Genomic DNA, 24,822 nt, shown 5'->3' with positions numbered 1-24,822 from the left:
GCCCCCGGCGTGCGGCCACCGCTCCCGGTGCCGCGACGGGGCGAATGCCGCCTGTTGCGGCACTAGGCTGGTCGGGTGAGCGACCAGACGCGGAACCAGGTGAGCAGCCGTACGCCGGACGGGGCCCGGGCCGTCCCGTTGCGGATCCCCGGGGCCCGGCCCGGACACCCGCCCGAGGACGGTCCCGCCGCCCGGCCCGAGGACCGCCCCGCCGGGCGGGAACCGCTCTGGCGCGACCTGGTCGGCGACATCCTGCGGCGCGAGCGCCTGGCCCAGGAGCGCACGCTCAAGGAAGTCGCCGAGGCAGCCAAGATCTCCATGCCCTACCTCTCGGAGGTCGAGCGGGGCCGCAAGGAGGCCTCCTCCGAGGTTCTCGCGGCCGCCGCCCACGCGCTCGGTCTCGGCCTCGGCGATCTGCTGGCACGGGCCCACACACAGCTCACCCGGCCCGTGCGCCGCGGCCACCCGAGGGCGGCCACGACGTCGTTCGACGGACTGTGCCTGGCCGCCTGAGCGGCCGGGTCACCCGTGGGCGAGCCGCCGGACGAGAACCTCGTCGGCGAGCCCGTAGGCAACCGCCTCGTGCGCGGTGAACACCTTGTCCCGGTCCATGTCCGCGCGCAGTGTGGCCACGTCGTGGTGCGTGTGCCGGGACAGCACCTCCTCCACCTGCGCCCGGACGCGCACCATCTCCTTGGCCTCCAGGGCGAGGTCGGAGACGGTGCCCTGCCGGCCGCCGGAGGCGGGCTGCCCCAGCAGCACGCGCGCGTGCTCCAGCACGAACCGCCGCCCCGGATCCCCGCCCGCCAGCAGCACGGCCGCCGTGGACGCCGCCTGCCCGACACAGAAGGTCGAGATCGGCGCCTGCACGAACGTCATCGCGTCGTAGATCGCCGTCAGTGAAGTGAACGATCCGCCGGGCGAGTTGATGTAGAGGGCGATCTCCCGCTCCGGGGCCGCCGACTCCAGGTGCAGCAACTGCGCGATGACGACGTTGGCGACGCCGTCGTCGATCTCCGTGCCGAGGAAGATGATCCGCTCGTTGAGCAGCCTGCTGAACACGTCGAAGGACCGTTCCCCCTGAGGGGTGCGCTCGATCACGTGCGGAACGGTGTACGTACCCATGCTCACAGTCCCATCCGTCGCCGGCCGGCCGCCGGGCGGACGTCCGCGAGGGACTCCACGACCCGGTCCACCATGCCGTACTCCCTGGCCTCCTCGGCCGTGAACCAGCGGTCGCGGTCGCCGTCCCGGGAGATGGCCTCCGGGCTGCGGCCGGTGTGCTCGGCGGTGATGCGCTCGATGGTCCGCTTGGTGTGCTCCAGGTTCTCCGCCTGGATCTCGATGTCGGCGGTGGTGCCGCCGATCCCCGCCGATGGCTGGTGCATCATGATCCTCGCGTTGGGCAGCGCGTACCGCTTGCCGGGCGTGCCGACGCTGAGCAGGAACTGCCCCATGCTGGCGGCGAATCCCATCGCGAGCGTCGAGACGTCGTTCGGGATCAGCCGCATCGTGTCGTAGACGGCCAGGCCCGCGTGGACCGATCCGCCGGGGGAGTTGATGAACAGGCCGATGTCGGTACGCGGATCCTCGGCCGACAGGATCAGCAGCTGGGCACAGACCCGGTTCGCCGAGACCTCGTCGACCTGCGTGCCGAGCAGCACGATCCGCTGCCCGAGCAACTGTGCGGCGAGCTGGTCGTCGAACCGGGTCACGGGGGTGTCGCCCGCCTGGGCGCGGGGCGCCGGGGCCGGCGCCGGGCCGGTGCTGAGTGGAGGCATCGGTGCTCCTCGTCGTCGTGTGTGGTGCGGTGGACGTGACCCACTGTCGGCCGGGACCCGGCGCGGCGGGGGATTCGTCTGCCCGCGGCGAATTCGCCACAGGCAGAGCACCCACCCCGGGCCCTCGGCCCGCAGCTCCCGGGCGCGGCCACCTCGCACCGGGCGACCCCGGTGACAGGGCCGTCCGGGTGCATTCCGGCCGATTCCGCGGCGAGCGACGAGTTTCGGGGCCCGCCCCGGTCCATACACATGACCGGCGTCCCGTTCCCCCAGGAGGTACCCATGACCGCCGACGGATTCATCACCTGCCTCTGGTTCGACGACCAGGCGGAGGAGGCCGCCCACCACTACGTCTCGATCTTCGAGAACTCCAGCCTCGGCGAGGTCACCCGCTACACGGAGGGGTCCCCGCGCCCCGCCGGTACCGTGCTGACGGTCGAGTTCACGGCCAACGGGCAGAAGTTCGTCGGCCTCAACGGCGGTCCCGGGTTCACCTTCAACGAGGCCGTCTCCTTCCAGATCCTGTGCGACGACCAGGAGGAGGTCGACCACTACTGGACGAAGCTCACCGAGGGCGGCGAGCCGGGCTCGTGCGGCTGGCTCAAGGACAGGTACGGCGTGTCCTGGCAGGTCGTCCCCAGGGCCTTCGTCGAGATGATGCGCTCGTCGGAGGCGGAGAAGGCGACCCGTGCCATGAAGGCCATGCTCGCGATGGGCAAGCTCGACATCGACGCGCTGCGGAAGGCCTACGCGGGGGAGTAGGCCGGACCGGCGGCCCGGCGTGGGCGGGGGCCCGCAGCGCCTCCTCCCACCGGGCCGTCACCACGCCGGCGTCGGCGCTTCCCCCCGTTGCGTTCCTGACCGGCCTTGATCGGCCACCCGCAACGGGATCCCGGCCCGGCGATGGCCCCGAGGGCCGTTCACGTCACGTCGTTCACCAGTACCGCGGCCCCGTCGAACCGCCCCTCCTCCAGGTCGGTGAGTGCCCGCACGGCGTCGGAGAGGGGGTAGGGGTGCGTGGTGGCGCGGACCCGGTGACGGGCGGCGAGGGAGAGGAAGGCACGCGCGTCCTCCCGGGTGTTGGAGGTGACGCTGCGGATCTCCTTCTCGTAGAAGAGGTCGCTCTCGTAGTGGAGGGGTGGCACGTCGCTCAGATGGATCCCGGCGATCGCGAGCACTCCGCCCCGGTCCAGGGCCCGCATCGCCACCGGGACCAGATCACCCACCGGCGCGAAGAGGATCGCGCTGTCCAGCGGCTCGGGCGGCATGTCCCGCGCGCCGCCCGCCGAGGCGGCCCCCAGGTCCAGCGCCAGCCGCCGCGACGCCGCGCCCCGGGTCAGCACGTGCACGGTGGCGCCCTCGGCCAGCGCGACCTGCGCACACAGGTGGGCGCTGCCGCCGAAGCCGTACAGCCCCAGACGTCCGCCCGGCGGCAGAGCGGCCCGGCGCAGCGCACGGTAGCCGATGATGCCGGCGCACAGCAGCGGTGCCGCCGCCACCTCGTCGAGGTCCTCGGGCAGCCGGTGGGCGTACGCCGCGGGCACGGTCGTGTACTCGGCGTACCCGCCGTCGGCGTCCCAGCCCGTGTACCGCGAGGAGGGGCAGAGGTTCTCGGCGCCGCGCCTGCAGTAGGCGCAGGTGCCACAGGTGTGCCGCAACCAGGCCACACCCACCCGGTCGCCGGGCGCGAAGCCGGTCACCGCGGCCCCGAGCCCCGCCACCTCGCCCACCACCTCGTGGCCGGGCGTGACGCGCTGCCGGTGCACCGGCAGGTCGCCCTCGACCACGTGCAGGTCGGTCCGGCACACCCCGCACGCCCGCACCCGCACGAGCAGCTCGCCCCCGGCCGGCACCGGGACCGGCTTCTCCACGAACTCCAGGGCACCCCCCGCCACCGGCCCCGGGGCCGCCACCGTCCACGCCCGCATCGTCCCGTCCGCCATACCGCGCCTCGCTTCCCCGGAGAACCGCCGGGAGCCGTCGCCGCCCGTCCTTCAAGTCTCCGACGGACGGGCGCCCTCGGCGCGCGCTTCGCGCCACTCCTGGCTAGCGTGAGGAGGGGGACGACCCAACGCACCGGAAGAGGTTCGCAGTCATGGCCGCACCATCTGAGGGAACCCCCTGCTGGGCCGACGCGATGTTCACCGACCTGGAGGGCGCCAAGAACTTCTACGGCGAGGTCCTGGGCTGGACCTTCGGGGAAGCCTCGGCGCAGTACGGCAACTACACCCAGGCGTACGCGGACGGCAAGGCCGTCGCCGCCGTCGTCCCGCCGATGCCCGGCCAGGAGAGCCAGTCCCAGTGGTGCCTGTACTTCGCCGTGGCTGACGCCGCCGCCGTCGCCGGGCGGATCCGGGACAACGGCGGCGAGGTGCTGATGGAGCCGATGCAGGTCGGTGAGTTCGGGACGATGTGCCTGGCCCGCGAACCCAGCGGCGCCGTCTTCGGGGTGTGGCAGGCCGGCACCCACGAGGGCTTCGAGGCCCCGCCGCAGACGCCGGGCGCCTACTGCTGGGCCGAGGTCTTCACCCGCGACCCGGACCGGACCGACGCGTTCCTGTCCGCCGTCTTCCCCTACGCGGCGAAGCAGATACAGGACGACACGATGGACTTCCGGCTCTACGACCTGGACGGCGGTACCGTCCTCGGCCGGATGAGGATGACCGACGACTTCCCGCCCGAGGTCCCCTCCTACATCAATGTCTACTTCACCGTCCCCGACTGCGACGCGGCGGTCGCGACGGCGACGAAGCTGGGTGCCGTGCTGCGCTTCGGCCCCATGGACAGCCCCTTCGGCCGGTTCGCGGCGCTGAGCGACCCGCAGGGCGCCAGCTTCTCCGTGATCGACGTCACGACCACGGCCGGGGAGATGCCCAAGACCACCGACGTCCCCTGACCGCCGGGCGGTGGAACCGCCCGGTCATGGCATGATCGAGCCATGCGTGAACGAGTGGTGGCCGCGTGCGACGGGGCTTCGAAGGGGAACCCCGGACCGGCGGGCTGGGCATGGGTCGTCTCGGACGAGGCGGAGAGCGCGGAGCGCTGGGAGGCGGGGCCGCTCGGCCGCACCACCAACAACGTCGCCGAACTCACCGCCCTGGAGCGGCTGCTGGCGGCCACCGACCCGCAGGTGCCGCTGGAGATCCGCATGGACTCGCAGTACGCCATGAAGGCGGTGACCACCTGGCTGCCCGGCTGGAAGCGCAACGGCTGGAAGACCGCCGCGGGCAAGCCGGTCGCCAACCAGGAGCTCGTCGTCCGCATCGACGAGCTCCTGACCGGCCGCTCGGTGGAGTTCCGCTACGTGCCGGCGCACCAGGTCGACGGCGACCCGCTCAACGACTTCGCCGACCGCGCCGCCAGTCAGGCCGCGAGCGTCCAGGAGGCTGCGGGCAGCGCACTCGGTTCGCCCGCGCCGCCGCCCGCGCCCGACGCCCCGGCGGCCCGGCCCGCTCGCCGCAGGGCCCCCGGCAAGCGGGCGGGCACGGCCTCCGGGGCCTCGCAGTCCGCCGGGTCCACGCGCACGATCAAGGCCAAGTTCCCGGGCCGCTGCCAGTGCGGCCGGCCCTACGAGGCCGGTGAGTCCATCGCGAAGAACGCCCAGGGCTGGGGCCACCCGGAGTGCCGCACGGCCGGCGTTTGAGCCGACCGGCGCCGGTCCGAGCCCCCTCAGCCGTGTCGTACCGGGCCCGTGTCGGACTCAGTCGGTGTCGAACGTGTAGTGCGGCGTGTGGTCCAGCAGGTCCACGGGGCGCACGTCGTTCCACGGCTTCATCGTCTCGTACAGGTCGACGACGTCCGGCGTCCCACCGTCCGGCACGTACCCGGAGCCCGGGTGCCGGCGCTGCCACTGCGCCCACAGCTTGTCGACGAAGGCGTGGTGCAGCCAGAACACCGGATCGTTGGGGGAGACCCCGGTCGCCATCTGCCCGCCGACCCACACGTGGACCCGGTTGTGCAGGTTCACCCCGCGCCAGCCCTCCAGGTGGTTGCGGAAGCCGTCGGAGGCGCTGTTCCACGGGGCCATGTCGTACGTCGGTATGCCCAGCACCGACTCCACCTCCGCCCGGGTCGGCAGCCCCCACCCGCCGGCCCCCAGGGTCCGGCGCAGATAGGAGCGGCCGTCCACCCGTACGTTGATCCGCCAGTTGCCGGCCGAGGCGGCGAACGGGCCGTCCGTCACCCGCCCGTCCCGGCTGCGCCCGTCGCCGCCGAGGAAGTCAGGCGCCCACAGTGAGGAGCGGGCGGTACGGTCGGCCGTCCAGTCCCAGTACGGCAGCGCCACCGAGGCGTCCACCGACTGCAGCGCCTGCTCGAACTCCAGCAGGAACCTGCGATGCCAGGGCAGGAACGACGGCGAGCGGTGGCCGGTGCGCTCGCCGAAGTCGGTGTCGGACATGACGAAGTGGTTGTGCGTGGTGACGAAGGCGTCGTAGCGCCCGCTGCGCTTCAGTTCCAGGACGGCGGCGACGAAGCGGCGCCTCTCGTCGGCGGTCAGGGTGGCCTGGTTCTTGCGGACGGTCATGGCTGGTCGGCTCCAAGGATGCGTGAGTGCTGGTCAGTTGACGGGAAGCGGCAGCAACTGCGCGCCCTGCAGCTCGTCCACCGCGACGCGGGCGGCGGCGCGCGGCGTGGCCACCGGGTCGTAGTGGCTGACGACGCTGATCCAGCTGCCGTCGGCGTTGCGCATCACGTGCAGTTCCACCCCGTCGACGAACACGGCGTATCCACCGTGGTGGTGGCCGCCCCCGGCCACCGGCCGGCCCGCTATGCGGCGGCCGTGGTAGATCTCGTCGAAGGGGGCGGGGGCGTCGTGCGGGTGCTCGGCGGCGTGGGCGGGCAGCGCGGTGAGGGCCTGCGCGCCCGCGGCCGTGGCGGCGAGGGCGGCTGCGGCGGTGAGCGCGCGGCGACGGCTGAGTTCCGGCATGCGGGACCTCCGGGGACGTGGTCGGCGGGTGATGCCGCATGCCTATCGAGGCCACTGGGACCGGGAGAAATCGCCCGCATCCGGTTGGCTGCGATCAGGACAATTGAGTACATGTCGTACAGTCTTGAACCAAGATGATCTTGCTGCGGTCATCGGTCCTGCACTACCGGAAGAGGTAATTCCTTCTCCGTGCGCGGGCGTTCGCGGTGAACCTTCGCCGCCCGCCCCTGTCGTGGTGACGCGGCTCACGCCGCGGAAATGACGCGAAAGAGGGGGCGGGTGGGCCGACCCGGGTGCTGATACCCTGCGTTGCCACATGACAGCGTTCGGTAATCACTGGGGGTGTGTGTGAAGGTCGCCTGCGTCGGAGGCGGACCCGCCGGTCTGTACCTGTCCATCCTGCTGAAGCGGCAGGATCCGTCCCACGACATCACCGTCCACGAACGCGACCCCGAGGGGTCGACCTACGGCTGGGGTGTCACCTACTGGCGGGGACTGCTCGACCGGCTCCAGGCGCACGACCCCGAGTCGGCCCACGCCGTCGCCGAGGCGTCCGTCCGCTGGAACGACGGCGTCGCACACGTCCGCGACCTGAACACGCGGCACCGGGGCGACGAGGGATTCGGCATCGGCCGCCACCGCCTCCTGCGGATCCTCGCCGAACGCGCCCGCTCCCTGGGCGTACGGCTGGAGTTCGAGCACGAGATCACCGAACGCAACGTCCCGGCCGCGGACCTCGTCGTCGCTGCCGACGGCGTCCACAGCGCCCTGCGCACCCGGCACGCCGGCCACTTCGGCACCGACGTGCGAGCCGGCCGCAACTCCTACATCTGGCTCGGCACCAGCAAGGTCTTCGACGCCTTCACCTTCGCCTTCGTCGAGACCGGGCACGGCTGGATCTGGTGCTACGGCTACGGGTACGGCCCCGACCGCAGCACCTGCGTCGTCGAATGCGCCCCCGAGACCTTCACCGGCCTCGGCCTGGACCGGGCCGGCGAGGCCGACGCCCTGGCCCTGCTGGAGAAACTGTTCGCCCACGTCCTGGACGGCCGCTCCCTCATCGGCCGCTCCCCGGCCGACGGCAGCGCACCCTGGCTGACCTTCCGCACCCTCACCAACCGCACCTGGCACCGCGGCAACCTCGTCCTGCTCGGCGACGCGGCCCACACCACCCACTACTCCATCGGTGCCGGCACCACCCTCGCCCTGGAGGACGCCATGGCCCTGGCCGGGGCGCTGCGCGAGTACGGCGACCCCGCCCTGGCGCTGCCCGCCTACGAGCGGGAGCGCAGGGCCGCGCTGCTGTCGGTGCAGAGCGCCGCCCGCTACAGCGCGCAGTGGTACGAGAACCTGCCGCGCTACATCGATCTGCCCCCGGAGCAGATGTTCGCCCTGCTCGGCCAGCGCCACTCACCCCTGCTGCCGCACGTGCCGCCCCAGCTCTACTACCGGCTCGACCGGGCGGCCGGGCGGCTGGAGCCGCTGCGCCGGTTCAAGCGCTGGCTGGGCCCGAAGGTCGCCCGGACGGCCCACGCCCGGGCGCTCGCTTCCCGCAGGTGACACCGGGCGTCCAGGCGAACGCGCGGAGCGCTCCCTTCCGCTGTGCGGCCGGGACGGGTGTCAGACTGGGCGCATGGAAGAGCGCGCATTCGACAGGTGGGGTCAGCACGCCTCCGTCGTCGGCCTCGGCACATGGCAGCTGGGGGCCGACTGGGGAGACGTCGACCACAAGGTGGCCCTCTCGGTGCTGGAGGCAGCGGCCGAGTCGGGGGTGACCTTCTTCGACACCGCCGACGTGTACGGCGACGGCCGCAGCGAGCAGACCATCGCGACCTTCCAGAGCAGCAGGCCCGACCTGCACGTCCTGGTAGCGACCAAGATGGGCCGCCGCGTCGGGCAGATCCCGCAGAACTACGTCCTGGACAACTTCCGCGCCTGGAACGACCGCTCCCGCCGCAATCTGGGCGTCGACCGCATCGACCTGGTCCAGCTGCACTGCCCGCCCACCCCCGTCTACTCCTCGGACGAGGTGTACGATGCCCTCGACACGCTGGTGGCCGAGGAACGCGTGGCCGCCTACGGAGTCAGCGTCGAGACCTGCGCGGAGGCTCTCACCGCGATCGCCCGGCCGAACGTGGCGAGCGTGCAGATCATCCTCAACCCCTTCCGCATGAAGCCACTGCGGGAGGTGCTCCCGGCGGCCCGCGAGGCGGGCGTCGGCATCATCGCCCGCGTTCCCCTCGCCTCCGGCCTGTTGTCCGGCAGGTACACCCGGGAGACCGTCTTCGCCGCCGACGACCACCGCACCTACAACCGGCGGGGCGAGGCCTTCGACGTCGGCGAGACCTTCTCCGGCGTCGACTACACCACCGGCGTCGAGGCGGCGGCCGAGTTCTCCGCCCTCGCCCCCGACGGGTACACCCCCGCGCAGCTCGCCCTGCGGTGGATCATCCAGCAGCCCGGGGTCACCACCGTCATCCCCGGTGCCCGCACCCCCGAGCAGGCCCGCGCCAACGCGGCCGCCGGCCGGCTGCCCGAGCTGGACACGGCCACGCTGGCCGCCGTCCGGGACCTGTACGAGCGGCGGATCCAGGACCAGGTCGAGAGCCGCTGGTAGGACGGAGGGACTCCTGTTGCCCGGCGACGATCGGATCCGGCCCGGACAGGGAACCCGTCCGGGGGAGGAGACGTCGTCGGCGAACGAATCGGGAGGAGACGTGCCGGTCACCGGACAGCAGCCGGGCAAGCGCACCGGACGCGACGAGACCGAGGAGGAACGCGCGGACCGGATGTGGGTCGAGCTGATCCAGGAGGTCCGCGTCGCCCAGACCGGCGTGCAGATCCTCTTCGGGTTCCTGCTCACCGTGGTGTTCACGCCGCGCTTCCTCCAGCTGGAGGACACCGAACGGTCGATCTACGTCGTCACCGTGGTTCTCGGCGCCTGCGCGACCGGTGCCCTGGTCGGCCCCGTCTCCCTGCACCGGATGGTCGCCGGACGCCGGGTCAAACCGCAGGCCGTGCGCTGGGCCGCCAAGCTGACCCTGGCCGGCCTGGTGCTGCTGCTGGCCACCATGGCGTCCTCGCTGCTGCTGATCCTGCGGGTGGCCACCCACGGGACGTTCGTGCCATGGCTGGTGACCGCCGTCGTCGCCTGGTACCTGCTGTGCTGGTTCGCGCTGCCCCTGTGGGCGCGGCGCCGCCACACCACCCGGTGACACGGCTCGCGCCCGGTCAGGATCCGGCGCGCTCGCCGCGGCGGCGGCCCCGTCCCCGAACGCCGCACCCGCCCCTGGACGGGACGCCCGGTCAGGACCCCGTCGGCGCCCTCCTCTACAGTACGGCCGTGGAAGTAACGTGCACCCAGTGCCGGACCGTCGGCCTGCAGCCCGGCTTCATCGAGGACACCGGTGACCGCGCCAGCGGGTACGCCCGCTGGATAGCCGGGCCCCTGGAGCGTGGACTCCTCGGAGGAGCCAAGCGCTGGGGCCGCCCGCGGTACCAGATCGACGCCTACCGGTGCCCCGCCTGCGGCCACCTTGAACTCTTCGCACCGCACGAGGTCTGACCCGACGTCATGCCGGCCGCACGGGACCACCCGCCGGCCCACGGGCAAGGGCGAGGTGCCGGGCGGATCGTCACATCGCAGGGCGGCGCGGCTGATCGCCCCGATCGGGCTGCCCGCGCACCGCTCAGCGAGTGCGCACCACCACCGGCCGGATCAACGCGACGGCCTTGTCCCCCGGCCACTCCCGGGACCCATCGGTGTACGGTCCCGCGAACCGGGTGCCGGCCGTGCTCGCGAGGAACCACCGGCCGCCGACCAGGGCCAGCACGTAGTACGGATCGGAGGGGTCGACCTCGCACACGGCCGGGTCGACGTCGCACAGGACGTCCATCCCCAGGCGTGCGCCGATGTGCTCAGCGACACGCAGGTCGGGGTAGGGCCCCAGGTCGCACGGGCACACGAGCACCTCAAGGGCGAGCGGCCAAGCCGGATCTCCGGTGTCCCGCAGACGTGCCCACAGCCCCGTCACCTCGTCGGGTACGTCCCAGTCACCGTCCTGCACCAGCAACTGCGTGCCGGGCGGCACCACTTCACCGAGCATGGCCACCACGTCGTCGACCGTGAGGGACCGTGAGAACGCCATGTTGAACATGCGTGCCATACAACCACGTGGCCCGGACACCGGGTCCGGGGCGAACTCCGCCCCGCTGCGGCACGATCCCGCTCGGCCCCGGCCCGCTCCGCTCCCGGCCGTGCGCCCCGGACCTCAGTCCGGGGCAGGGCGGAACGTCCGCAGGGCCACGTCCAGGGCCTCCCGGCCGGCAGCCCCGGTCCACTCGGCGGCCGGGGCGGTGAAGCGCAGCGAGTAGCCGCGCCCGCCGCCGATCAGGAAGCCCCGCCCGAAGGTCCGCACCTGCTCGCCGTCGGCGGTGGCGATCCACTGCATGTCGGCGGCCTCGTGGCCCTGGTACGACGTGGCGTGGATCTCGCCGATCCGCCGGTACCCGCCCGTCTTCTCCAGCCCCGGCTCGACGTCCTCCCGCCACACGGCGACGGGGTCCGGGCCGACCCGTTCGCTGTAGGTCACCGCGAGGGTGCGCGGATCGCCGTCGGCGCCGAACACGACGCGGTAGGCCAGACCGGCCACGCGCGTGGTGCGCAGCCGCCGCCACGTGCCGGGCAGCGCCACGGAGAAGCCCTCCGGCGCCTCGTAGGTGCGGAAGCCGGCCGCGGGCGCGGTGGGCGAGGCCGGGGGGGTCGTGCCCGGCCGTGCCGGGCTCGACGGCGCGGCGGACCGGCCGGGCCGCGGCCCGGCCTCCGTGCTGCCGGGTGTGTGGAGGGTGACGGCCGAGACCGCGACGGCGACGGTGACGACGGCCAGCGTCGTCCCGAATGCCATGGCCCGTCCGCGCCCCGTCCGTCCCTGACGGGTCACGGCGCCGTAGGCGCGGCGCAGCCGTGGCGCGGGCACCTCGGTGAGGGCCGCGTCCTCGTTCAGGACCCGGGTGAGCGCCTCACGCACCGCCGGACGTGTCGGCCGCTCCCGCGAGTTCTTGCGCAGCAGCCCCCGGACGGTCTGCGTCAGGGGCCCGGTGCGCACCGGAGCGCGCAGCGGCAGCCGGTCCACACCCTTCAGCGTCGCCTCCGTACGGTCCCGGTCGCGGAACGGGGGCCGGCCCTCGACCATCGTGTACAGGATCGCGCCCAGCGCCCACAGGTCGGCGGCGGGGCCGATCCGCTCGTCGCGCGCCTGCTCCGGAGAGGCGTAGGAGGGTGCCGCCATGCGTGGCGCCAGCGTGGTGCCCGCCAGTCCGAAGCCGGCCACGAGCACCGGGCCGTGCTCCTGCACGAACACCTGGCCGGGGCTGAGTTCGCCGTGTGTGATGCCCTCGTCGTGCGCGGCCTGGAGCACGTCGAGGATCTCCAGACCGATGCGCGCTGCCCGCACCGGGCTGAACCGGACGCGCTCGCCGAGGATCTCCCCCAGCGGGGGCCCGTCGACGGCATCGGTGACGGTCCACAGACTTCCCTCAGCCACGACGGCGTCGACGACCACGGGGACCCGGCCGGGGCACAGGCGTGCCATCGTCTCCGCCATGCGCAGTACCCGGCCCGTGATGCGGCGTGCGCTCTCCTCGTCCGGTGTGTCGGGCCGTGCCGGCAGACCCGTCCGCGTCACCAGGCAGCGCCGCCCGGCCTCGACGTCCTCGCCGGACCAGCAGACGCGGTTCGTCTCCCGGTGCACGATGCGCAGCAGCCGGTATCTGCCTGCGATCAACTCGTCTTCGGGAACGGGCACGTCGGCCATGGTCACCTCTCGCTGAACCCCCCGGCTCTTTGCCATGGGTACGGGGATCGCGGCGTTCGGTGTTCAACACGGAACGCGTGTCCGTGGGAAAGCTCCCGACCGGGCGACGACTTCCCGCCACCGCGGCGCGCAGCGCCGGACATCAGGCGCCGAAGAGCTGCGTCCAGTAGGTGCCGGACGGCCCGCCGCCGGCGAAGCCGACACCGATGTGCGTGAACGCGGGGGCGAGGATGTTGGCGCGGTGCCCGGGGCTGTCCATCCAGCCCGCCACCACCTCGGCGGGGGACCGCTGACCGCAGGCGATGTTCTCGCCGATCGTGCGCCGGGCGGAGCCCGCCGCAGCGGCCCGGTCCCAGGGCTGCGTCCCGTCCGGCGAGGTGTGCGCGTGGTATGCCCGGGTGGCCATGTCCTCGCTGTGGGCCCGTGCGGCGGCGGCGAGCCGCACATCGGCACCCAGCGGCGGCAGGCCCGCCCGTGCCCGCTCCCGGTTGGTGAGTTCGGCGACCTCGGCCTCCGTCCGCGCCAGCCCGTCCCGTGTGAGCGGCGCTGCCCACACCGCCGTCCAGTAGATGTCGCCGCCCGCGGCGCAGTGACCCAGGCCGACGTGCCCGAAGGCCGGATCGTGCAGGGTGCGGCGGGTCCTCTCACCGCGCAGGCAGTACGCGACGAACTCCTGCGCGGTGAGAGGACCGGAGACCAGGTGCTCGCCCACGGCGAGGTAGGCGTATCCGGCCGAGGTCACCCGCTGGTGGACCGAGACCCCGTCCGCCCCTTCGGCGCAGGGCCGGCCGGCCGCGGCCATCGCACGGGCGTGCGCCTGGGCGGCCCCGGTGAGCCGCGCGTCGGTGAGGACCGGCCGGGACCCGGCCGCGGCACGGGCCGCGTTGACCGGGACGAGGAAGCCGTCCCGGGCGGAAGGGCCGCCGGGCGCGGTGACGCGCTCCGGCGCCGGGGGCGGCACCGGGCCGGCAGCGGGGGGCACCGCGGTGTCCTCGACCACGTCCACGCCGAAGTCCCGTGCGAGGCCCGCCAGTCCGTCGGCGTACCCCTGGCCCAGCGCGCGCAGCCGCCATGCCGGGCCCCGCCGGTAGATCTCCGCCAGCAGCAGGACCGTCTCCGGGCCGGGCGGCGAGGGAGTGAACCGTGCGAGAACGCGCCCGCGGGCGTCGGCGATCCCCAGCACGGGCACCGGCAGCCGTCCGAGCGGCGTGCCCGGATCCGCTGCGCTGATCGCCACGGTCGCCCGGCTGGCACCGGCGCGCAGCCGCGCCGGCTCGATCCTGAGTGTCTCCCCCGTCAGCTGGACACCCGGGGCGGACGGCTGGTTGTAGAAGACGAAGTCCCGGTCGCCGGTGACCTTGCCCCCGCCGCCGGTGACGAGTGCGCAGAGGTCGAAGCGACCGGGTACCCGGAGTGCCAGCACGCCGTCCGGGAGGGGCATGTGGGCCCCGGGGACCAGCTCGCTCATCCTGCCGCCCTGGTGCCGATCGGAATCCTGCCCCGACAACGGCCGGCGGGCCGCGCCGGTTCCCGTGGGGAGGACCGGGAGGACGGTCCCTGGGATCAGGGGCCGGGGCACAGACCGGCGCGCACGGCGTCCACGATCCGTCCCGCCTTGGCCGGCCCGAAGCCGTCCGGGTGTCCGGGCGAGACGAACCGCTTCTCCGCCTCGGCGGTCTGCCGGTCCCGGTCGTCGGGGTGGTCGTGGAGGGTGCGGCACAGTGTGCGGCCCCGGTCCACGGCTCCGTCCTCGTCGTCGTGCACGATGTCCGGATCGATGGCGGTCAGGGCACGGACGTAGGCGGCCTCGCCGTTGGCGTCGGGACGCGGTGGCAGTCCGGCTGCCGTCTCCCGGCCCGCGTCCGAGCCGGCCCCCCGGCCGGCCGGCCTCCCGCTCTCCTCCCGTGCGGAGTCCGCCCCGCCCGCCGGGCTCGCGGAGGGAGAACCGGAGGCCGTGGCGGACGCGGACTTCGGCGTGCGGGAGGCGGTCGCCGCGGGAGCCGTGGCGGGGTCGTGCGATCCGCAGGCGGTCAGCGCGGCGAGAGCGAGAGCGCAGGACGCGAGCGTCGCTGCGGTGGAGCGGTGGTTCACGGGTCTCCTGGGACGGTCCTGGTCGGGTTACGAGTGCCGGGACCCGTGAGCGTATGAGGTGCTTGTATGCCCATGGGACGGTTCATGCGTCCGCAAGGGGGCGTACGGGAGTGCAATCGGAGTGCACCTCACGCCGGCGCGCCAGGCGGGTCCGCGAGCGCCCAAGGGCGCCGCGTGCGCCGAACGGCGCTCCGCGGTGCCGTGCACGGCACCGGGCGGCGCGGCCCCGGACGGCCGTCCGGTCGCCCGCAGCGGCGCGCGCCGTGCCGCACCGTTCAGCGCAGGGCGCGCGTCCAGTCCTCCGGTACGCGACCCGCCGGCCCCGGGGCGGGCTGGTCCTCGGGGCGGCTTTCGGGCGGCGCCAGCCGCGGGCCGCTCTCGTACAGCGCGTTCGTGGCGTAGTCCCAGTACCAGGCCTCGCCCGGCTCGAAGCTCTGCACCAGCGGGTGGCCGGTGCTCGCGAAGTGCGCGGTGGCGTGCCGGGCGGGGGAGCTGTCGCAGCAGCCGACATGACCGCATCGCGCGCAGCGCCGCAGGTGGAACCACCATCCTCCGGCCGCCTCGCACTCCAGGCAGCCGGTGCCGCTCGGTGCGGCCGTGGGGTCGATCGCCTCGGCGTCGGTCATCCGGCCTCCTCGGGCTGGTTGTCGGGATCCGCGGCCGTCAGGGGGAGCAGGACGCGGAAGCGGGTGTCGCCGGGCTCGGACTCGACCTCGATGCCGCCGTGGTGCTTGTCGACCACGATCCGCCAGGAGATGTCGAGCCCGAGACCGGTGCCCTCGCCGACGGGCTTGGTGGTGAAGAACGGGTCGAAGATGCGGCTGCGGATCTCGGGTGCCACACCGGGGCCGGTGTCGCCGAACTCCACCACGAGCCGATCGCCGTCGAGGGAGGTGCGGACGGTCAGGGTGCCCTCGCCGCCCGTGGCGTCGATGGCGGCGACCGCGTTGTCGATCAGGTTCGTCCAGACCTGGTTCAGCTCCGCCGGGTAGGCCGGCACCTTCGGGAGGGTGCGGTCGTACTCCTTGGCGACCACGATGTGCCGGCCGATCTTGCCCGAGAGCATCAGCAGGGTGCTGTCCAGGAGTTCGTGCACGTCGGCGACCTGGTACGGGGCACGATCGAGCTGCGAGTACTGCTTGGCCGCGTCGACGAGGTGGGAGATACGGGCGGTGGAGTCCTCGATCTCGTCCATGAGGAGCTCGGTCTCGACCGTGTAGTTCAGCCAGCCGATCGCGCCGGGCAACATGTCCTCGTCCACGACCGCGGCGACCTGTTCGAGCCAGTCGACGTCGAGTCCCGCCTGCACGAAGGTCGGGGCGAGCCGCCAGCCCTCGGCAAGGCCGTGGTCGTCGAGCCAGTCGGTGAGCAGGTCCTCCCGGTCGGACGCCTCCAGCGGGCTCAGCGCGGGGGCCTTGCCGACCCGTTCGGCGGTGCGCTCCTGGATCTCGACGAGGTCCGCGAGACACTCCCGGTCGTAGGTGCCCGAGGAGATCACCGCGAGCTTGTGCCGCATCTTGGCCACGCGTTCGCGCAGGGTCGCCGTGGCGCGGACGGCCGCCGCGGCGGGGTTGTTGAGTTCATGGGTCAGACCCGCCGACAGCGAGCCCAGAGCCAGCAGTCGCTCGCGCTGGCCGATGGCCCGCTGGGTGTTCTTCGCACCGAAGAACAGGCCCTCCAGCAGGTGGACCGCCATCGGGAACCACTCCTGCACCGCGGCCGCGAAGGTGTCGGCGGGAAGCACGAAGAACCGGGTCGGTTCGGTCACGCGCATCGAGCTGTTGTACACCTGCCGGACCCGGTCGCCGAGATAGGCCTGCATGGCGCCGGCGTACACGCCGGGCTGCGAGGTGCGGGTGACCTCGATGTCGTCACCGCCCACCCGGCGGGACAGCACCACCGTGCCCTCGATCATCACGTAGAAGCAGGTGGCGGGTTCCCCCTCGGCGTACACCGGGCCCGGGTCGAACAGCTCGACCCGTCCCTCGCCGCACAGGCGCCCCAACTGCTCGGGCGCCAGCTTCTCGAAGAGGAACAGCGACCCGATCTCCGCCGGGCTGCACGGCGCAGGACGGCCGCTCACGACTGCTCCAGGTACCGGTGCACGAGCATCACGGCCATGGCTCCCTCTCCCACGGCGGACGCCACCCGCTTGGCGGACGCGGCGCGCGCGTCGCCGGCCACGAACACGCCGGGCACGCTGGTCTCCAGGTGGTACGGCGGGCGGTCCAGCTCCCAGTCGGCCGGCGGGCGCCCGTCGGCCGTGAGATCGGGGCCGGCCAGGATGAACCCGCGTTCGTCGCGCAGGACCGTCCCGCCCAGCCAGTCCGTGAGCGGCGCCGCGCCGATGAACACGAACAGCCAGCCCGCGTCGACCCGTTCGTCCCGGCCCGTGGCCATGTCCCGCAGGGTCAGCTGCTCCAGATGGTCCGTGCCGTGTGCGGCCCGCACCACGGTGCCCGGGCGGACGGTGATGTGGGGAGCGTCCTCGATCTGCTGGACCAGGTAGTGCGACATCGACGCCGACACCGAGGTTCCGCGCACCAGCAGCGTCACCGACTTCGCGACCCTGGACAGGTACATCGCGGCCTGCCCCGCGGAGTTGGCACCCCCGACGATGTAGACGTCCTGGTCCTGGCAGGACGACGCCTCGGTGAGCGCCGAGCCGTAGAAGACGCCGCAGCCGGTGAGGTCGGCACAGCCCACCGCCTCCAGCTGCCGGTACTGGACACCGGTCGCGAGGATCACACTGTGCGCACAGACCGCGGAACCGTCGGAGAAGCGGACCGTGCGGGCGGAGCCGCCGACCTCCAGACCGGTCACCTCGCGTGCGGTGAGGATCTCCGCGCCGAACCTCGCGGCCTGCCGCCGGGCACGCTCGGTGAGCTGCGCGCCGGAGACGCCGTCGGGGAAGCCGAGGTAGTTCTCGATACGGGAGCTCTGGCCGGCCTGGCCACCCGTGGCCGACCGCTCCACGAGCACGGTGCGCAGCCCCTCGGAGGCACCGTAGACCGCCGCGCCCAGCCCGGCCGGGCCGCCACCGATGACGACCAGGTCGTAGAAGTCGGCGGCGGGAGTCGTGGCCAGACCTACGCGGGCGGCCAGTTCGGGGGCGTCCGGTTCGATCAGGGTGCTGCCCTCGGGCGTGATCACGAGTGGCAGCCGCTCGCCGTCCTGCCCGGCCGCGGCCAGCAGCCGCCTGCCCTCGGGTTCCTCGGACGAGTACCAGCGGTACGGCACCTGGTTGCGGGCCAGGAACTCGCGCACCTGCGACGAGCGCGCCGACCAGCGGTGTCCGACCACCTTGGTGCTGGGCACCGGCCGGAAGTCGCTGCACCGCCAGGCCTGGAGCAGGTCGTCCAGGACCGGGTAGAGCTTCTCCTCGGGCGGGTCCCAGGGCTTGAGCAGGTAGTGGTCGAGGTCGACGACGTTGATGGCGTCGATCGCCGCGTTCGTGTCCGCGTACGCCGTCAGCAGCACCCGCCGGGCGCCGGGGTACACGTCCATGGCCCGTTCGAGGAACTCGACGCCGTTCATCTGCGGCATCCGGTAGTCGGCCAGGATGACGGCCACCAGGTCGCCGCGCAGCTTCAGTTCCCGCAGCGCCTGGAGCGCGGACTCGCCGGACTCCGCCCGCACGACCCGGTACGACCCTCCGTACCGGCGGCGGAGGTCACGGGCCACGGCGCGGGACACCCCCGGGTCGTCGTCCACGGTCAGGATGACGGTCCGCGCGGTGTCGGCGGCCTGTGCCATGCGTCTCCCGCCCCGGGCGGTCCCCGGCGGCGCGGCAGTTCTGCCGCGGCTGCCGCCGACGCCGTGCCGGCTCCTGGACCATCGTATGTTCGATCGTCCCGCTCCGCTCGGGTGTGACCGGTCCCGCCCCGTCGCCGGGGCGTGCACCGCGGCGCGTCCCGCGGTGCCCCGTCGACGTCCCGGGCGGCGGCGTGGTGAAGACTGGGGGCGACGGATGTGATCGCGAGACGAGGGAGGCGGCCTTATGACCGGGCCGATCACCGCAGGGGTCGACGGAACCGACGAGAGCCTCGCCGCTCTGGACTGGGCGGCGCGCGAGGCCGTACGGCGGGGGCTGGCGCTGCGCGTGGTGCACGCCTGGGAGTTCCAGCCGAACGCGGCGCCCGACGTGGCCGGACGTGAGGCGCAGGAGCAGTGGGTACGGGACTCCGTAGCGGCGGCCGTGCGCCGCGTCACCGAACGGCACCCCGGTCTGGAGGTGTCCACGGAGGTGGCCGAGGGGCCGGCGGTGCCTACGCTGGTCGGAGCCGCGGCCGGGGCGGAGCTGCTGACGCTGGGGTCGCGCGGGCACGGCCCGCTCGTCGGATTCCTGCTGGGCTCCGTGGGACAGCAGGTGATCGCGGAGGCGGAGCGCCCCGTCGTCCTGGTCCGGGCCGGCGACGAGGCCAGCGCCGAGGTGTCCGGCCGGGAGATCGTCGTGGGCCAGCAGGGCGAGCCCGAGGACAGCGCCGAGGTGCTGCGGTTCGCTTTCGAGACGGCCGCGGCACGCGGCGCCACCGTCCGAGCGGTGCGGGCCTGGACGCTGCCGCCGGTGTTCGCCTACAGTCCCGCCTCGCTGCAGCTCCTCGACGACGCCGGCGGCCTGGAGCCGTACGAGAAGAAGGCGCTGGCCGACGCCCTGCAGCCCTGGCGTGAGCGTTTCCCCGACGTGCCCGTCGTCGAGCACGTGGAGATCGGCAGTGCCGGACAGGTGCTGCTGTCGGTGGCCGGGCGGGCCCAGCTGATGGTGGTCGGCCGCCGCGCCCGCCGCAGGGCGGTCGGCGCCCGCATCGGCTCCGTCACCCACGGGGTGCTGCACCACGCGAGCTGCCCGGTCGCCGTGGTGCCGCACGCGTGATGTCTCACTCCGCGACGACCGGCGCGAGTGTCTCGCGCGCCGTGGGCAGGACGTGCTCGATGTAGTCCTGTACGGCCGTGTCCAGTCCTATGTCGTGCTGCGCCCGCTCCGACAGGTACCAGCGGTGCTCCAGCAGTTCGTGGTAGATCTCCGCGGAGTCCATGGAGCCGCGCAGCTCGACGGGGACGGCGCGCACGGTGGGGCGGAAGACGTCCCGCACCCACCGATGCGCGAGTACCTCCGGGCGGGTGGCGAGGGGGTCACCGGGCGTGTAGTCCTCCTGGTTGGCCATCCACGACTCCAGGTCGTTGAGCAGCCGCCGGGCCTGGTTCTCCTCGGCGTCCAGGCCCGTCAGGCGGAGCAGCTGCCGCTGGTGGTGCCCGGCGTCCACGACCTTGGGCACGAAGGTGACGGAGTCGCCGTTGGAGGAGTGCTCGATCTGCATCTCGGCCACGTCGAAGCCGAGCTCGTTGAGGCGGCGTATGCGGCGCTCTATGTAGTGGTACTTGCCCGCCGGGTAGACGGAGGTGCGGGTCAGCTCCCGCCACAGGTCGCGGTACCGGGCGCAGATCTCCGTCCCGAACTCGATCGGGTCGACGGAGGGGTGCAGGGCCCCCGAGGCCTCCAGGTCCAGCAGCTCGCCGCTGATGTTGACGCGGGCGAGGTCGAGGTCGTAGTCGCGCTGGCCGGTGCTGAGTTCGGGGTGCAGGTCACCGGTCTCGGCGTCGACCAGGTACGCGGCGTAGGCGCCCGCGTCCCGCCGGAACAGCGTGTTGGACAGCGAGCAGTCGCCCCATGCGAACCCGGCGAGGTGCAGCCGCACCAGCAGCACCGCCAGGGCGTCCATGAGACGGTGCATCGTCGCCGGGCGCAGCGTCGTCTCGAACATGGCGCGGTACGGCTGCGAGCCGCGCAGATGGCGCGTGATCAGCACCGGCTCCAGCGGGGCTCCCGAGGCGTCGGTGCGGCCGGTGACCACCCCGAGGGCGTCGACCGCGGGGATCCCGAGCCGGTCGAGGTCGCGCAGCAGCACGTACTCGCGCAGCGCGGGACGCTCGGCCAGCTCCTTGACCGCGATGACCTCGTCACCGGCCCTGGCGTAGCGGACGACGTGCCGGGAGATGCCGCGGGGGAGCGGCACCAGGTACTCCTCCGGCCACTCCTCCAGCGGCAGTTGCCACGGCAGCTCCAGCAGGAGGGCGGGATGTTCCGGATTGGTGGCGTTGATCTGCAGAGCCATGGCTGAAGCCTAGTGGGGTGGCCGGAAAGGTTCACCGGCTCACCCTCCCGGCAGCAGCTCCGGACCGGCCGGACCGCACGGCCCGGGATCCCCGGTGACCCGTCCCGCACGCGCGAGTGGGGCCGGGAGCCCGCCCGGCGCCCGGCTCCCGACCGGCCCCGGACCCGGACCCGCGCGGAGGGAGGCCCCGCGCTCGTCCTGCGGGACGCGTCAGCCCACGGTGAAGCTGCCCTTCATGCCCTTGTCGGCGTGGGTGCCGATGCCGCACTCGTAGGTGTAGGTGCCGGGCTCGGCCAGGGTGATGACGGCCTCGCCGGTCGCACCGGGTTCGACCGGGCCGACCTCGCCGACCTCCTTGCCGTCGGGGCCGAAGATCTCCAGCTCGTGCTCGGTCGTGCCCCCGTTCTCCAGCTTGAACTCGACCTTCTCGCCGGCCTTGGCGGTGAAGTCGCCGAGACCTTCGAGCGCGTACTCACCGGCCTTGACCTCGACCTCACGGTCGTAGGACTCCTGGGCCGCGTCCTCACCCGCTTCGGCGCCCTCGACGGTGATCCTCTGCCGGATGCCGTCGCCGGCCTGGCCGGGCTTGCAGGCGATCTCGTACGTGCCGCCGCCCAGCTTCGCCTCCATACGGCGGGTGGTTCCGGGACCGATGTTCTCGACCTCGGTCACGATGCGGGTGTAGGCGCCGTCGTGCTCGCCGTAGACGTAGACCTCGGTGGCCCTGTCGCCCTTGTTGGTGATGGTGAAGGAGGTCTCGCCGGCCTTCAGCTCGGTCTTGGCGACCTCGCAGGCGGTGTCGGTGGCGGTGATGGCGACCTTGTCGCTGCCGGAGCCGGTGGAGTCCTTGCTGCCGCAGGCGGCCAGGAGGGGAAGGGCGAGCAGGGCGGCGCCGAGGGCGGGCAGCGTGCGGGACGTGCGCATGGGTGAACTCCGGGAGCGGTGGGACGGTGAACGGGGGTGCTGACGCGAGGGGAGTCAGCTGTCGGCCGGTGCGGGGGCGGGGCCGGGCTCCCGGCCCGGCGGGCAGGGAGGAACGTGAGGGAGGGACAGGGTCATCACCGGCAGGAAGCGGGCCAATCGGACGGAGTCGCCTCGTACCAGGTGGGGGCCGGTAGTTGGCGAACACGGCGGACGGTAGATGAGGTAAGCCTTGCCTATCAAGTTCTTGTGCGTCAGATCTCGGCCGGGTGTCGGAGCGGTCTCGTTTGAGTTCCCGGCCGGGGCGATCGAACCCCCGGCGTCTTGATCCGCGACAGTGAAAAAGGTAGGCCTTACCTGATTCACGGCGTGACGTGTCCCGGAGAGACCGCCTCCGCCGTGCCCTCGCGGGCGTCGGCCACCGCTACGCCGCGGTGGGGCGTGCACTCCGCCACGACCTGACCGAGGGCGCCTCGGGGTGGGCGCCGGGCCCAGCCTGGCGGCTCGCTTGCGCCGTTGCCGCCGGGCTGCTCGATCGCATCGGGAGCTTGGCGTGCCGCGGGGGGAACATCGTCAGGTCTGACACCCGCGTCGTGGGGAGGGGGCCCTCACCCCCGCGGGGTTCGGGCGCGCAGCCGGTCGATCTCGGCGAGTACGCGGTCCACATGCGCCCGTACCTGCGCCCGTACCGCGGCACTCCAGTTCTCCTCGGAGTAGGGACAGTGGAGGTAGAGGTGTCTGGCGTGCTCAAGGGCGGGACGGTGCTCGGGAGGGAGCTGGGCGAGGACCCAGTCGGCGGCGGCGTCCTTCGACATGATCCGGCCGGTGGCGAGGGTGGTCCAGACGCGGGCGAAGGTCAGCAGGACGTTGCGGGTGTCGCCGTCCAGGCCGTCGAGCAGTCCGGGGATACCCGTCACGCACGCCCGGACCAGGTCGGTGTGCGGGACGGGGTCGAGGACCTGCGCCGGGGGCGGACCGGTGAGGGGGCGGTCGCCGGTCAGCGCCATGGTGATCAGCAGGGCCAGATCGGGCATCGGCTCCGGCTGGGGGACTTCCCCGGCCTCGTACTCGGCGCGCAGCCACTCGCCGTAGAGGAAGTCGCAGGTCGGCGGGTACCGCCACGGCCGTACCTCGGACTGGACGGCCACGGTGAGCTCGACCGGGCGGGCCCTGTTCCGGGAGCCGGAGATCTGGAGGAGTCCATCGAGGAGTGCCCGTCGGTCCCGCTCGTCCATGCGCCGCCGCGAGACGACCAGTACGTCCACGTCGCTGGCCGGCCGGAGTCCACCGAGCACGGCGGAGCCGTGGAGGTAGATGCCGAGGGCGTCCTGCCTCAGTACGCCGCCGACCAGCCCCACGATCTCCTGAACCTGGTGCATCGCCTCAGCCTCTCGTGTTGTCCGGGGGACCGCACGGCATGGTCCGGCTTCGGCCGGCCGGGATGATGCGGGCAGGGTCGGGCCGGTCCCGCGGGTGAAGCCGCCGAGGGTGTCCGGCCGTGGCCGGAGGGGACGTTCGAGCCGGTGGCGGGAGTCAGGAGGAGGCGGCCCGCTCCCGCGCGCGCTGCGCCGCCGCCCGTACCGGGCCCCGGTGCACGGCCCCGTGGCCGGGCAGCATCACGTCGGCCTCCAGGGACTCGATGACGTCCAGCGAGGCCAGCGCGCGCTCCCGCTCGTGGTGGAACATGTCCGGCAGCAGCTGCGGCCCCGCGCCCCGCGCGGTGGGGTGGCCGCTGGCCAGGGCGTCGCCGGAGATCAGCACCCCGGACTGGGGGAGGTGGAACACGCAGTGGCCCAGGGTGTGGCCGGGGGTGTGGACGGGCACCGGGCGGCCGGGCAGGTCCAGGGGGACCGACGGTTCGAACGCCTCGGGCGAGGTGACCGGGACATGGGTCGTGCCGCCGGACCGGATCGCGTGCACGGCCCAGGGCAGGACGCCCGGGCGCCAGGAGTTGGCCAGGACGGTCCCCACGGACACCTGGTGCAGGAACTCCCGGCGTGCGTGCGGCACTTCGGCCTCGTGCAGACGGACCGGCGTGCCGTACACGCTGCGCAGGTGTTCCGCCGAGCCCAGGTGGTCGTTGTGGGCGTGGGTGATGAGCACGGCCGTGACCGCCTCCGGGGAACTGCCCACCTGCGTCAGCGAGTCCAGGACCAACTGCCGGTCCCCGGGGTACCCGGTGTCGACGAGGGTGGCGGCGTCCCCCTCGGTGAGGATCACCCAGTTGGTGTTGCTGCCGTGTACCAGGTAGGTGCCGTCGTCGACTTGCTGCACTGCTGCCCGCATGATCGTCCCGAGAGGTGAGGTGGTCCGAGCCCGACGGACCAAGGAAAGCAGATCGGGGCGCACGCCGCCGGGCCTCGGCCCGGCTCGTGCCGTCTCGTTGCCGCGTCAGGCCTGCCGCGGCGTTGCGCACGCCGTCCCGCTGCCCCTCCGCGCCGTCCCGGTGTACGCCGCGCCGCCTCAGCGCACGCCGTGCGGGCGGAACTGCACGCTGATGCGCGGTCCCGCGGCCCGCGCGGTCTTCGGTACGCAGTGCTCGAAGGCCCGCTGGCAGGAGCCCCCCATCACGGCGAGGTCCCCGTGGCCCAGCGGGTGGCGCACGGTGCTGCCGCCGCCCGCCGGGCGCAGCAGCAGGTCGCGCGGCGTGCCCACCGAGAGGATGGCGACCATGGTGTCCTCGCGGGCACCCCGTCCGATCCGGTCGCCGTGCCAGGCCACGCTGTCCCGGCCGTCGCGGTAGTAGCACAGCCCGGCCGTGGTGAACGGCTCTCCCAGCTCGCCGGCGTAGCGCGCGGACAGTGCGTCCCGCGCCTCCGCCAGCACCGGGTGGGGCAGGGGGGCGCCGGCGGCGTAGTGCGCCAGCAGCCGCGGGACGTCCACCACCTGGTCGTACATCGTCCGCCGTTCCGCCCGCCACGGGACCTCGGCCGCCAGCTGCTCGAACAGTGCGTCGGCCCCCGTCAGCCAGCCGGGCAGCAGGTCGATCCAGGCGCCCGAGCCCAGGGCCGTCCGTTCCGTGCCGTCCAGGGAACCGAGCCGCAGCCGGTCGGTCTGGTCGAACAGAGAGGCCTGGAGGTGCGTGCGCATGGCGTCAGCGTACTCCTGAATCGAAAACATGTTCCATTCGGTGCGGATCGGCGTCCGCTCTTTCGATACATCGATGTATCGGATAC

The 24,822-nt window shown here is 73.1% G+C and carries 26 protein-coding genes; 9 read left to right on the top strand and 17 right to left on the bottom strand.

Translation table 11 applies throughout. The annotated features are described in order from the left end of the window. Positions 1-99: 99 nt before the first annotated feature. Positions 100-513 carry a helix-turn-helix domain-containing protein gene (locus tag I3F54_RS26210; RefSeq protein WP_240121395.1) on the top strand — a complete coding sequence of 138 codons (414 nt, stop codon included), beginning with the start codon at positions 100-102 and terminating at the stop codon, positions 511-513. Between the two features lie 9 nt (positions 514-522). Here the strand turns inward: I3F54_RS26210 and I3F54_RS26205 are convergent, their stop codons facing one another. Further along, on the bottom strand, positions 523-1,125 hold the full coding sequence (locus I3F54_RS26205) for a ClpP family protease (RefSeq protein ID WP_240121394.1): 603 nt from the start codon (positions 1,123-1,125) through the stop codon (positions 523-525). A gap of 2 nt (positions 1,126-1,127) precedes the next feature. Beyond that, on the bottom strand, positions 1,128-1,781 hold the full coding sequence (locus I3F54_RS26200; protein WP_240121372.1) for an ATP-dependent Clp protease proteolytic subunit: 654 nt from the start codon (positions 1,779-1,781) through the stop codon (positions 1,128-1,130). Between the two features lie 282 nt (positions 1,782-2,063). Between I3F54_RS26200 and I3F54_RS26195 the strand changes: the two genes are divergently transcribed. Then, complete coding sequence (locus tag I3F54_RS26195; RefSeq protein ID WP_240121371.1) at positions 2,064-2,543, top strand: VOC family protein; 480 nt, start codon at positions 2,064-2,066, stop codon at positions 2,541-2,543. Between the two features lie 158 nt (positions 2,544-2,701). On the opposite strand, the gene I3F54_RS26190 is transcribed toward I3F54_RS26195, so the two are convergent. After that, positions 2,702-3,709, bottom strand: a complete 1,008-nt coding sequence (locus I3F54_RS26190) for a zinc-binding alcohol dehydrogenase family protein (RefSeq protein ID WP_240121393.1) — start codon at positions 3,707-3,709, stop codon at positions 2,702-2,704. 167 nt (positions 3,710-3,876) lie between these two features. On the opposite strand from I3F54_RS26190, the gene I3F54_RS26185 reads away from it, so the two are divergent. Both I3F54_RS26185 and I3F54_RS26180 read left to right on the top strand, forming a co-directional pair. Beyond that, positions 3,877-4,677, top strand: coding sequence for a VOC family protein (locus I3F54_RS26185; protein WP_240121370.1), 801 nt, complete (start codon positions 3,877-3,879; stop codon positions 4,675-4,677). 42 nt (positions 4,678-4,719) lie between these two features. Further along, the gene (locus I3F54_RS26180; RefSeq protein ID WP_240121369.1) at positions 4,720-5,424 is read left to right on the top strand and encodes a ribonuclease H; all 705 of its coding nucleotides are present in this window, start codon (positions 4,720-4,722) and stop codon (positions 5,422-5,424) included. Positions 5,425-5,481: 57 nt separating this feature from the next. On the opposite strand, the gene I3F54_RS26175 is transcribed toward I3F54_RS26180, so the two are convergent. Together I3F54_RS26175 and I3F54_RS26170 are read right to left on the bottom strand one after the other, a co-directional pair. Beyond that, complete coding sequence (locus I3F54_RS26175; RefSeq protein WP_240121368.1) at positions 5,482-6,306, bottom strand: tyrosinase family protein; 825 nt, start codon at positions 6,304-6,306, stop codon at positions 5,482-5,484. Positions 6,307-6,339: 33 nt separating this feature from the next. Continuing rightward, complete coding sequence (locus I3F54_RS26170; protein WP_240121367.1) at positions 6,340-6,708, bottom strand: tyrosinase cofactor; 369 nt, start codon at positions 6,706-6,708, stop codon at positions 6,340-6,342. A gap of 348 nt (positions 6,709-7,056) precedes the next feature. Here I3F54_RS26170 and I3F54_RS26165 point away from each other — a divergent pair, with 348 nt between their 5' ends. The 4 genes from I3F54_RS26165 to I3F54_RS26150 all read left to right on the top strand — a co-directional run bounded on the left by I3F54_RS26165 (position 7,057) and on the right by I3F54_RS26150 (position 10,273). Continuing rightward, complete coding sequence (locus tag I3F54_RS26165; RefSeq protein WP_240121392.1) at positions 7,057-8,268, top strand: FAD-dependent monooxygenase; 1,212 nt, start codon at positions 7,057-7,059, stop codon at positions 8,266-8,268. Positions 8,269-8,341: 73 nt separating this feature from the next. Beyond that, the gene (locus I3F54_RS26160) at positions 8,342-9,325 is read left to right on the top strand and encodes an aldo/keto reductase (RefSeq protein WP_240121366.1); all 984 of its coding nucleotides are present in this window, start codon (positions 8,342-8,344) and stop codon (positions 9,323-9,325) included. A 100-nt stretch (positions 9,326-9,425) separates the two neighbouring features. Continuing rightward, on the top strand, positions 9,426-9,923 hold the full coding sequence (locus tag I3F54_RS26155) for a DUF6328 family protein (protein WP_374205968.1): 498 nt from the start codon (positions 9,426-9,428) through the stop codon (positions 9,921-9,923). 128 nt (positions 9,924-10,051) lie between these two features. Continuing rightward, on the top strand, positions 10,052-10,273 hold the full coding sequence (locus I3F54_RS26150; RefSeq protein ID WP_240121365.1) for a hypothetical protein: 222 nt from the start codon (positions 10,052-10,054) through the stop codon (positions 10,271-10,273). Between the two features lie 124 nt (positions 10,274-10,397). Here I3F54_RS26150 and I3F54_RS26145 read toward each other — a convergent pair whose 3' ends face one another. The 7 genes from I3F54_RS26145 to I3F54_RS26115 form a co-directional block, all read right to left on the bottom strand. Further along, on the bottom strand, positions 10,398-10,874 hold the full coding sequence (locus tag I3F54_RS26145; protein ID WP_240121364.1) for a hypothetical protein: 477 nt from the start codon (positions 10,872-10,874) through the stop codon (positions 10,398-10,400). A gap of 105 nt (positions 10,875-10,979) precedes the next feature. Continuing rightward, on the bottom strand, positions 10,980-12,521 hold the full coding sequence (locus I3F54_RS26140) for a serine/threonine protein kinase (RefSeq protein WP_374205967.1): 1,542 nt from the start codon (positions 12,519-12,521) through the stop codon (positions 10,980-10,982). 142 nt (positions 12,522-12,663) lie between these two features. Next, entirely contained in the window at positions 12,664-13,989 is a 1,326-nt protein-coding gene (locus tag I3F54_RS26135; protein WP_240121362.1) for a CAP domain-containing protein, read from the bottom strand. 95 nt (positions 13,990-14,084) lie between these two features. Further along, positions 14,085-14,612 carry a DUF732 domain-containing protein gene (locus I3F54_RS26130; RefSeq protein WP_240121361.1) on the bottom strand — a complete coding sequence of 176 codons (528 nt, stop codon included), beginning with the start codon at positions 14,610-14,612 and terminating at the stop codon, positions 14,085-14,087. Between the two features lie 275 nt (positions 14,613-14,887). Further along, on the bottom strand, positions 14,888-15,238 hold the full coding sequence (locus tag I3F54_RS26125) for a UBP-type zinc finger domain-containing protein (protein WP_240121360.1): 351 nt from the start codon (positions 15,236-15,238) through the stop codon (positions 14,888-14,890). Further along, on the bottom strand, positions 15,235-16,695 hold the full coding sequence (locus I3F54_RS26120; protein ID WP_240121359.1) for an ATP-binding protein: 1,461 nt from the start codon (positions 16,693-16,695) through the stop codon (positions 15,235-15,237). Before I3F54_RS26120 ends, I3F54_RS26125 begins: the two co-directional genes overlap by 4 nt. After that, the gene (locus tag I3F54_RS26115; RefSeq protein ID WP_240121358.1) at positions 16,692-18,368 is read right to left on the bottom strand and encodes an FAD-dependent oxidoreductase; all 1,677 of its coding nucleotides are present in this window, start codon (positions 18,366-18,368) and stop codon (positions 16,692-16,694) included. The genes I3F54_RS26120 and I3F54_RS26115 overlap by 4 nt, the downstream gene beginning before the upstream one ends. A 244-nt stretch (positions 18,369-18,612) precedes the next feature. Here I3F54_RS26115 and I3F54_RS26110 point away from each other — a divergent pair, with 244 nt between their 5' ends. Beyond that, positions 18,613-19,485, top strand: coding sequence for a universal stress protein (locus I3F54_RS26110; protein WP_240121357.1), 873 nt, complete (start codon positions 18,613-18,615; stop codon positions 19,483-19,485). Between the two features lie 4 nt (positions 19,486-19,489). Here I3F54_RS26110 and I3F54_RS26105 read toward each other — a convergent pair whose 3' ends face one another. From I3F54_RS26105 to I3F54_RS26085, 5 genes are all read right to left on the bottom strand, one after another. After that, positions 19,490-20,725 carry a DUF4032 domain-containing protein gene (locus I3F54_RS26105; RefSeq protein WP_240121356.1) on the bottom strand — a complete coding sequence of 412 codons (1,236 nt, stop codon included), beginning with the start codon at positions 20,723-20,725 and terminating at the stop codon, positions 19,490-19,492. A 210-nt stretch (positions 20,726-20,935) separates the two neighbouring features. Then, on the bottom strand, positions 20,936-21,649 hold the full coding sequence (locus I3F54_RS26100) for a cupredoxin domain-containing protein (protein ID WP_240121355.1): 714 nt from the start codon (positions 21,647-21,649) through the stop codon (positions 20,936-20,938). 605 nt (positions 21,650-22,254) lie between these two features. Further along, entirely contained in the window at positions 22,255-23,025 is a 771-nt protein-coding gene (locus I3F54_RS26095; RefSeq protein ID WP_240121354.1) for an aminoglycoside adenylyltransferase family protein, read from the bottom strand. Between the two features lie 154 nt (positions 23,026-23,179). After that, a complete protein-coding gene (locus tag I3F54_RS26090) occupies positions 23,180-23,932 on the bottom strand; it encodes an MBL fold metallo-hydrolase (protein WP_240121353.1) in 753 nt (250 codons plus the stop codon). A 177-nt stretch (positions 23,933-24,109) separates the two neighbouring features. After that, positions 24,110-24,736, bottom strand: coding sequence for an alpha-ketoglutarate-dependent dioxygenase AlkB (locus I3F54_RS26085; RefSeq protein ID WP_240121352.1), 627 nt, complete (start codon positions 24,734-24,736; stop codon positions 24,110-24,112). Positions 24,737-24,822 lie beyond the last annotated feature (86 nt).

It is taken from the genome of Streptomyces sp. MUM 2J (genome assembly GCF_022414535.1).
Taxonomy (GTDB): Bacteria; Actinomycetota; Actinomycetes; order Streptomycetales; family Streptomycetaceae; genus Streptomyces.
The sequence above is the reverse complement of the archived record's forward strand: the minus strand, read 5'-3'. Positions and strand labels throughout refer to the sequence as shown.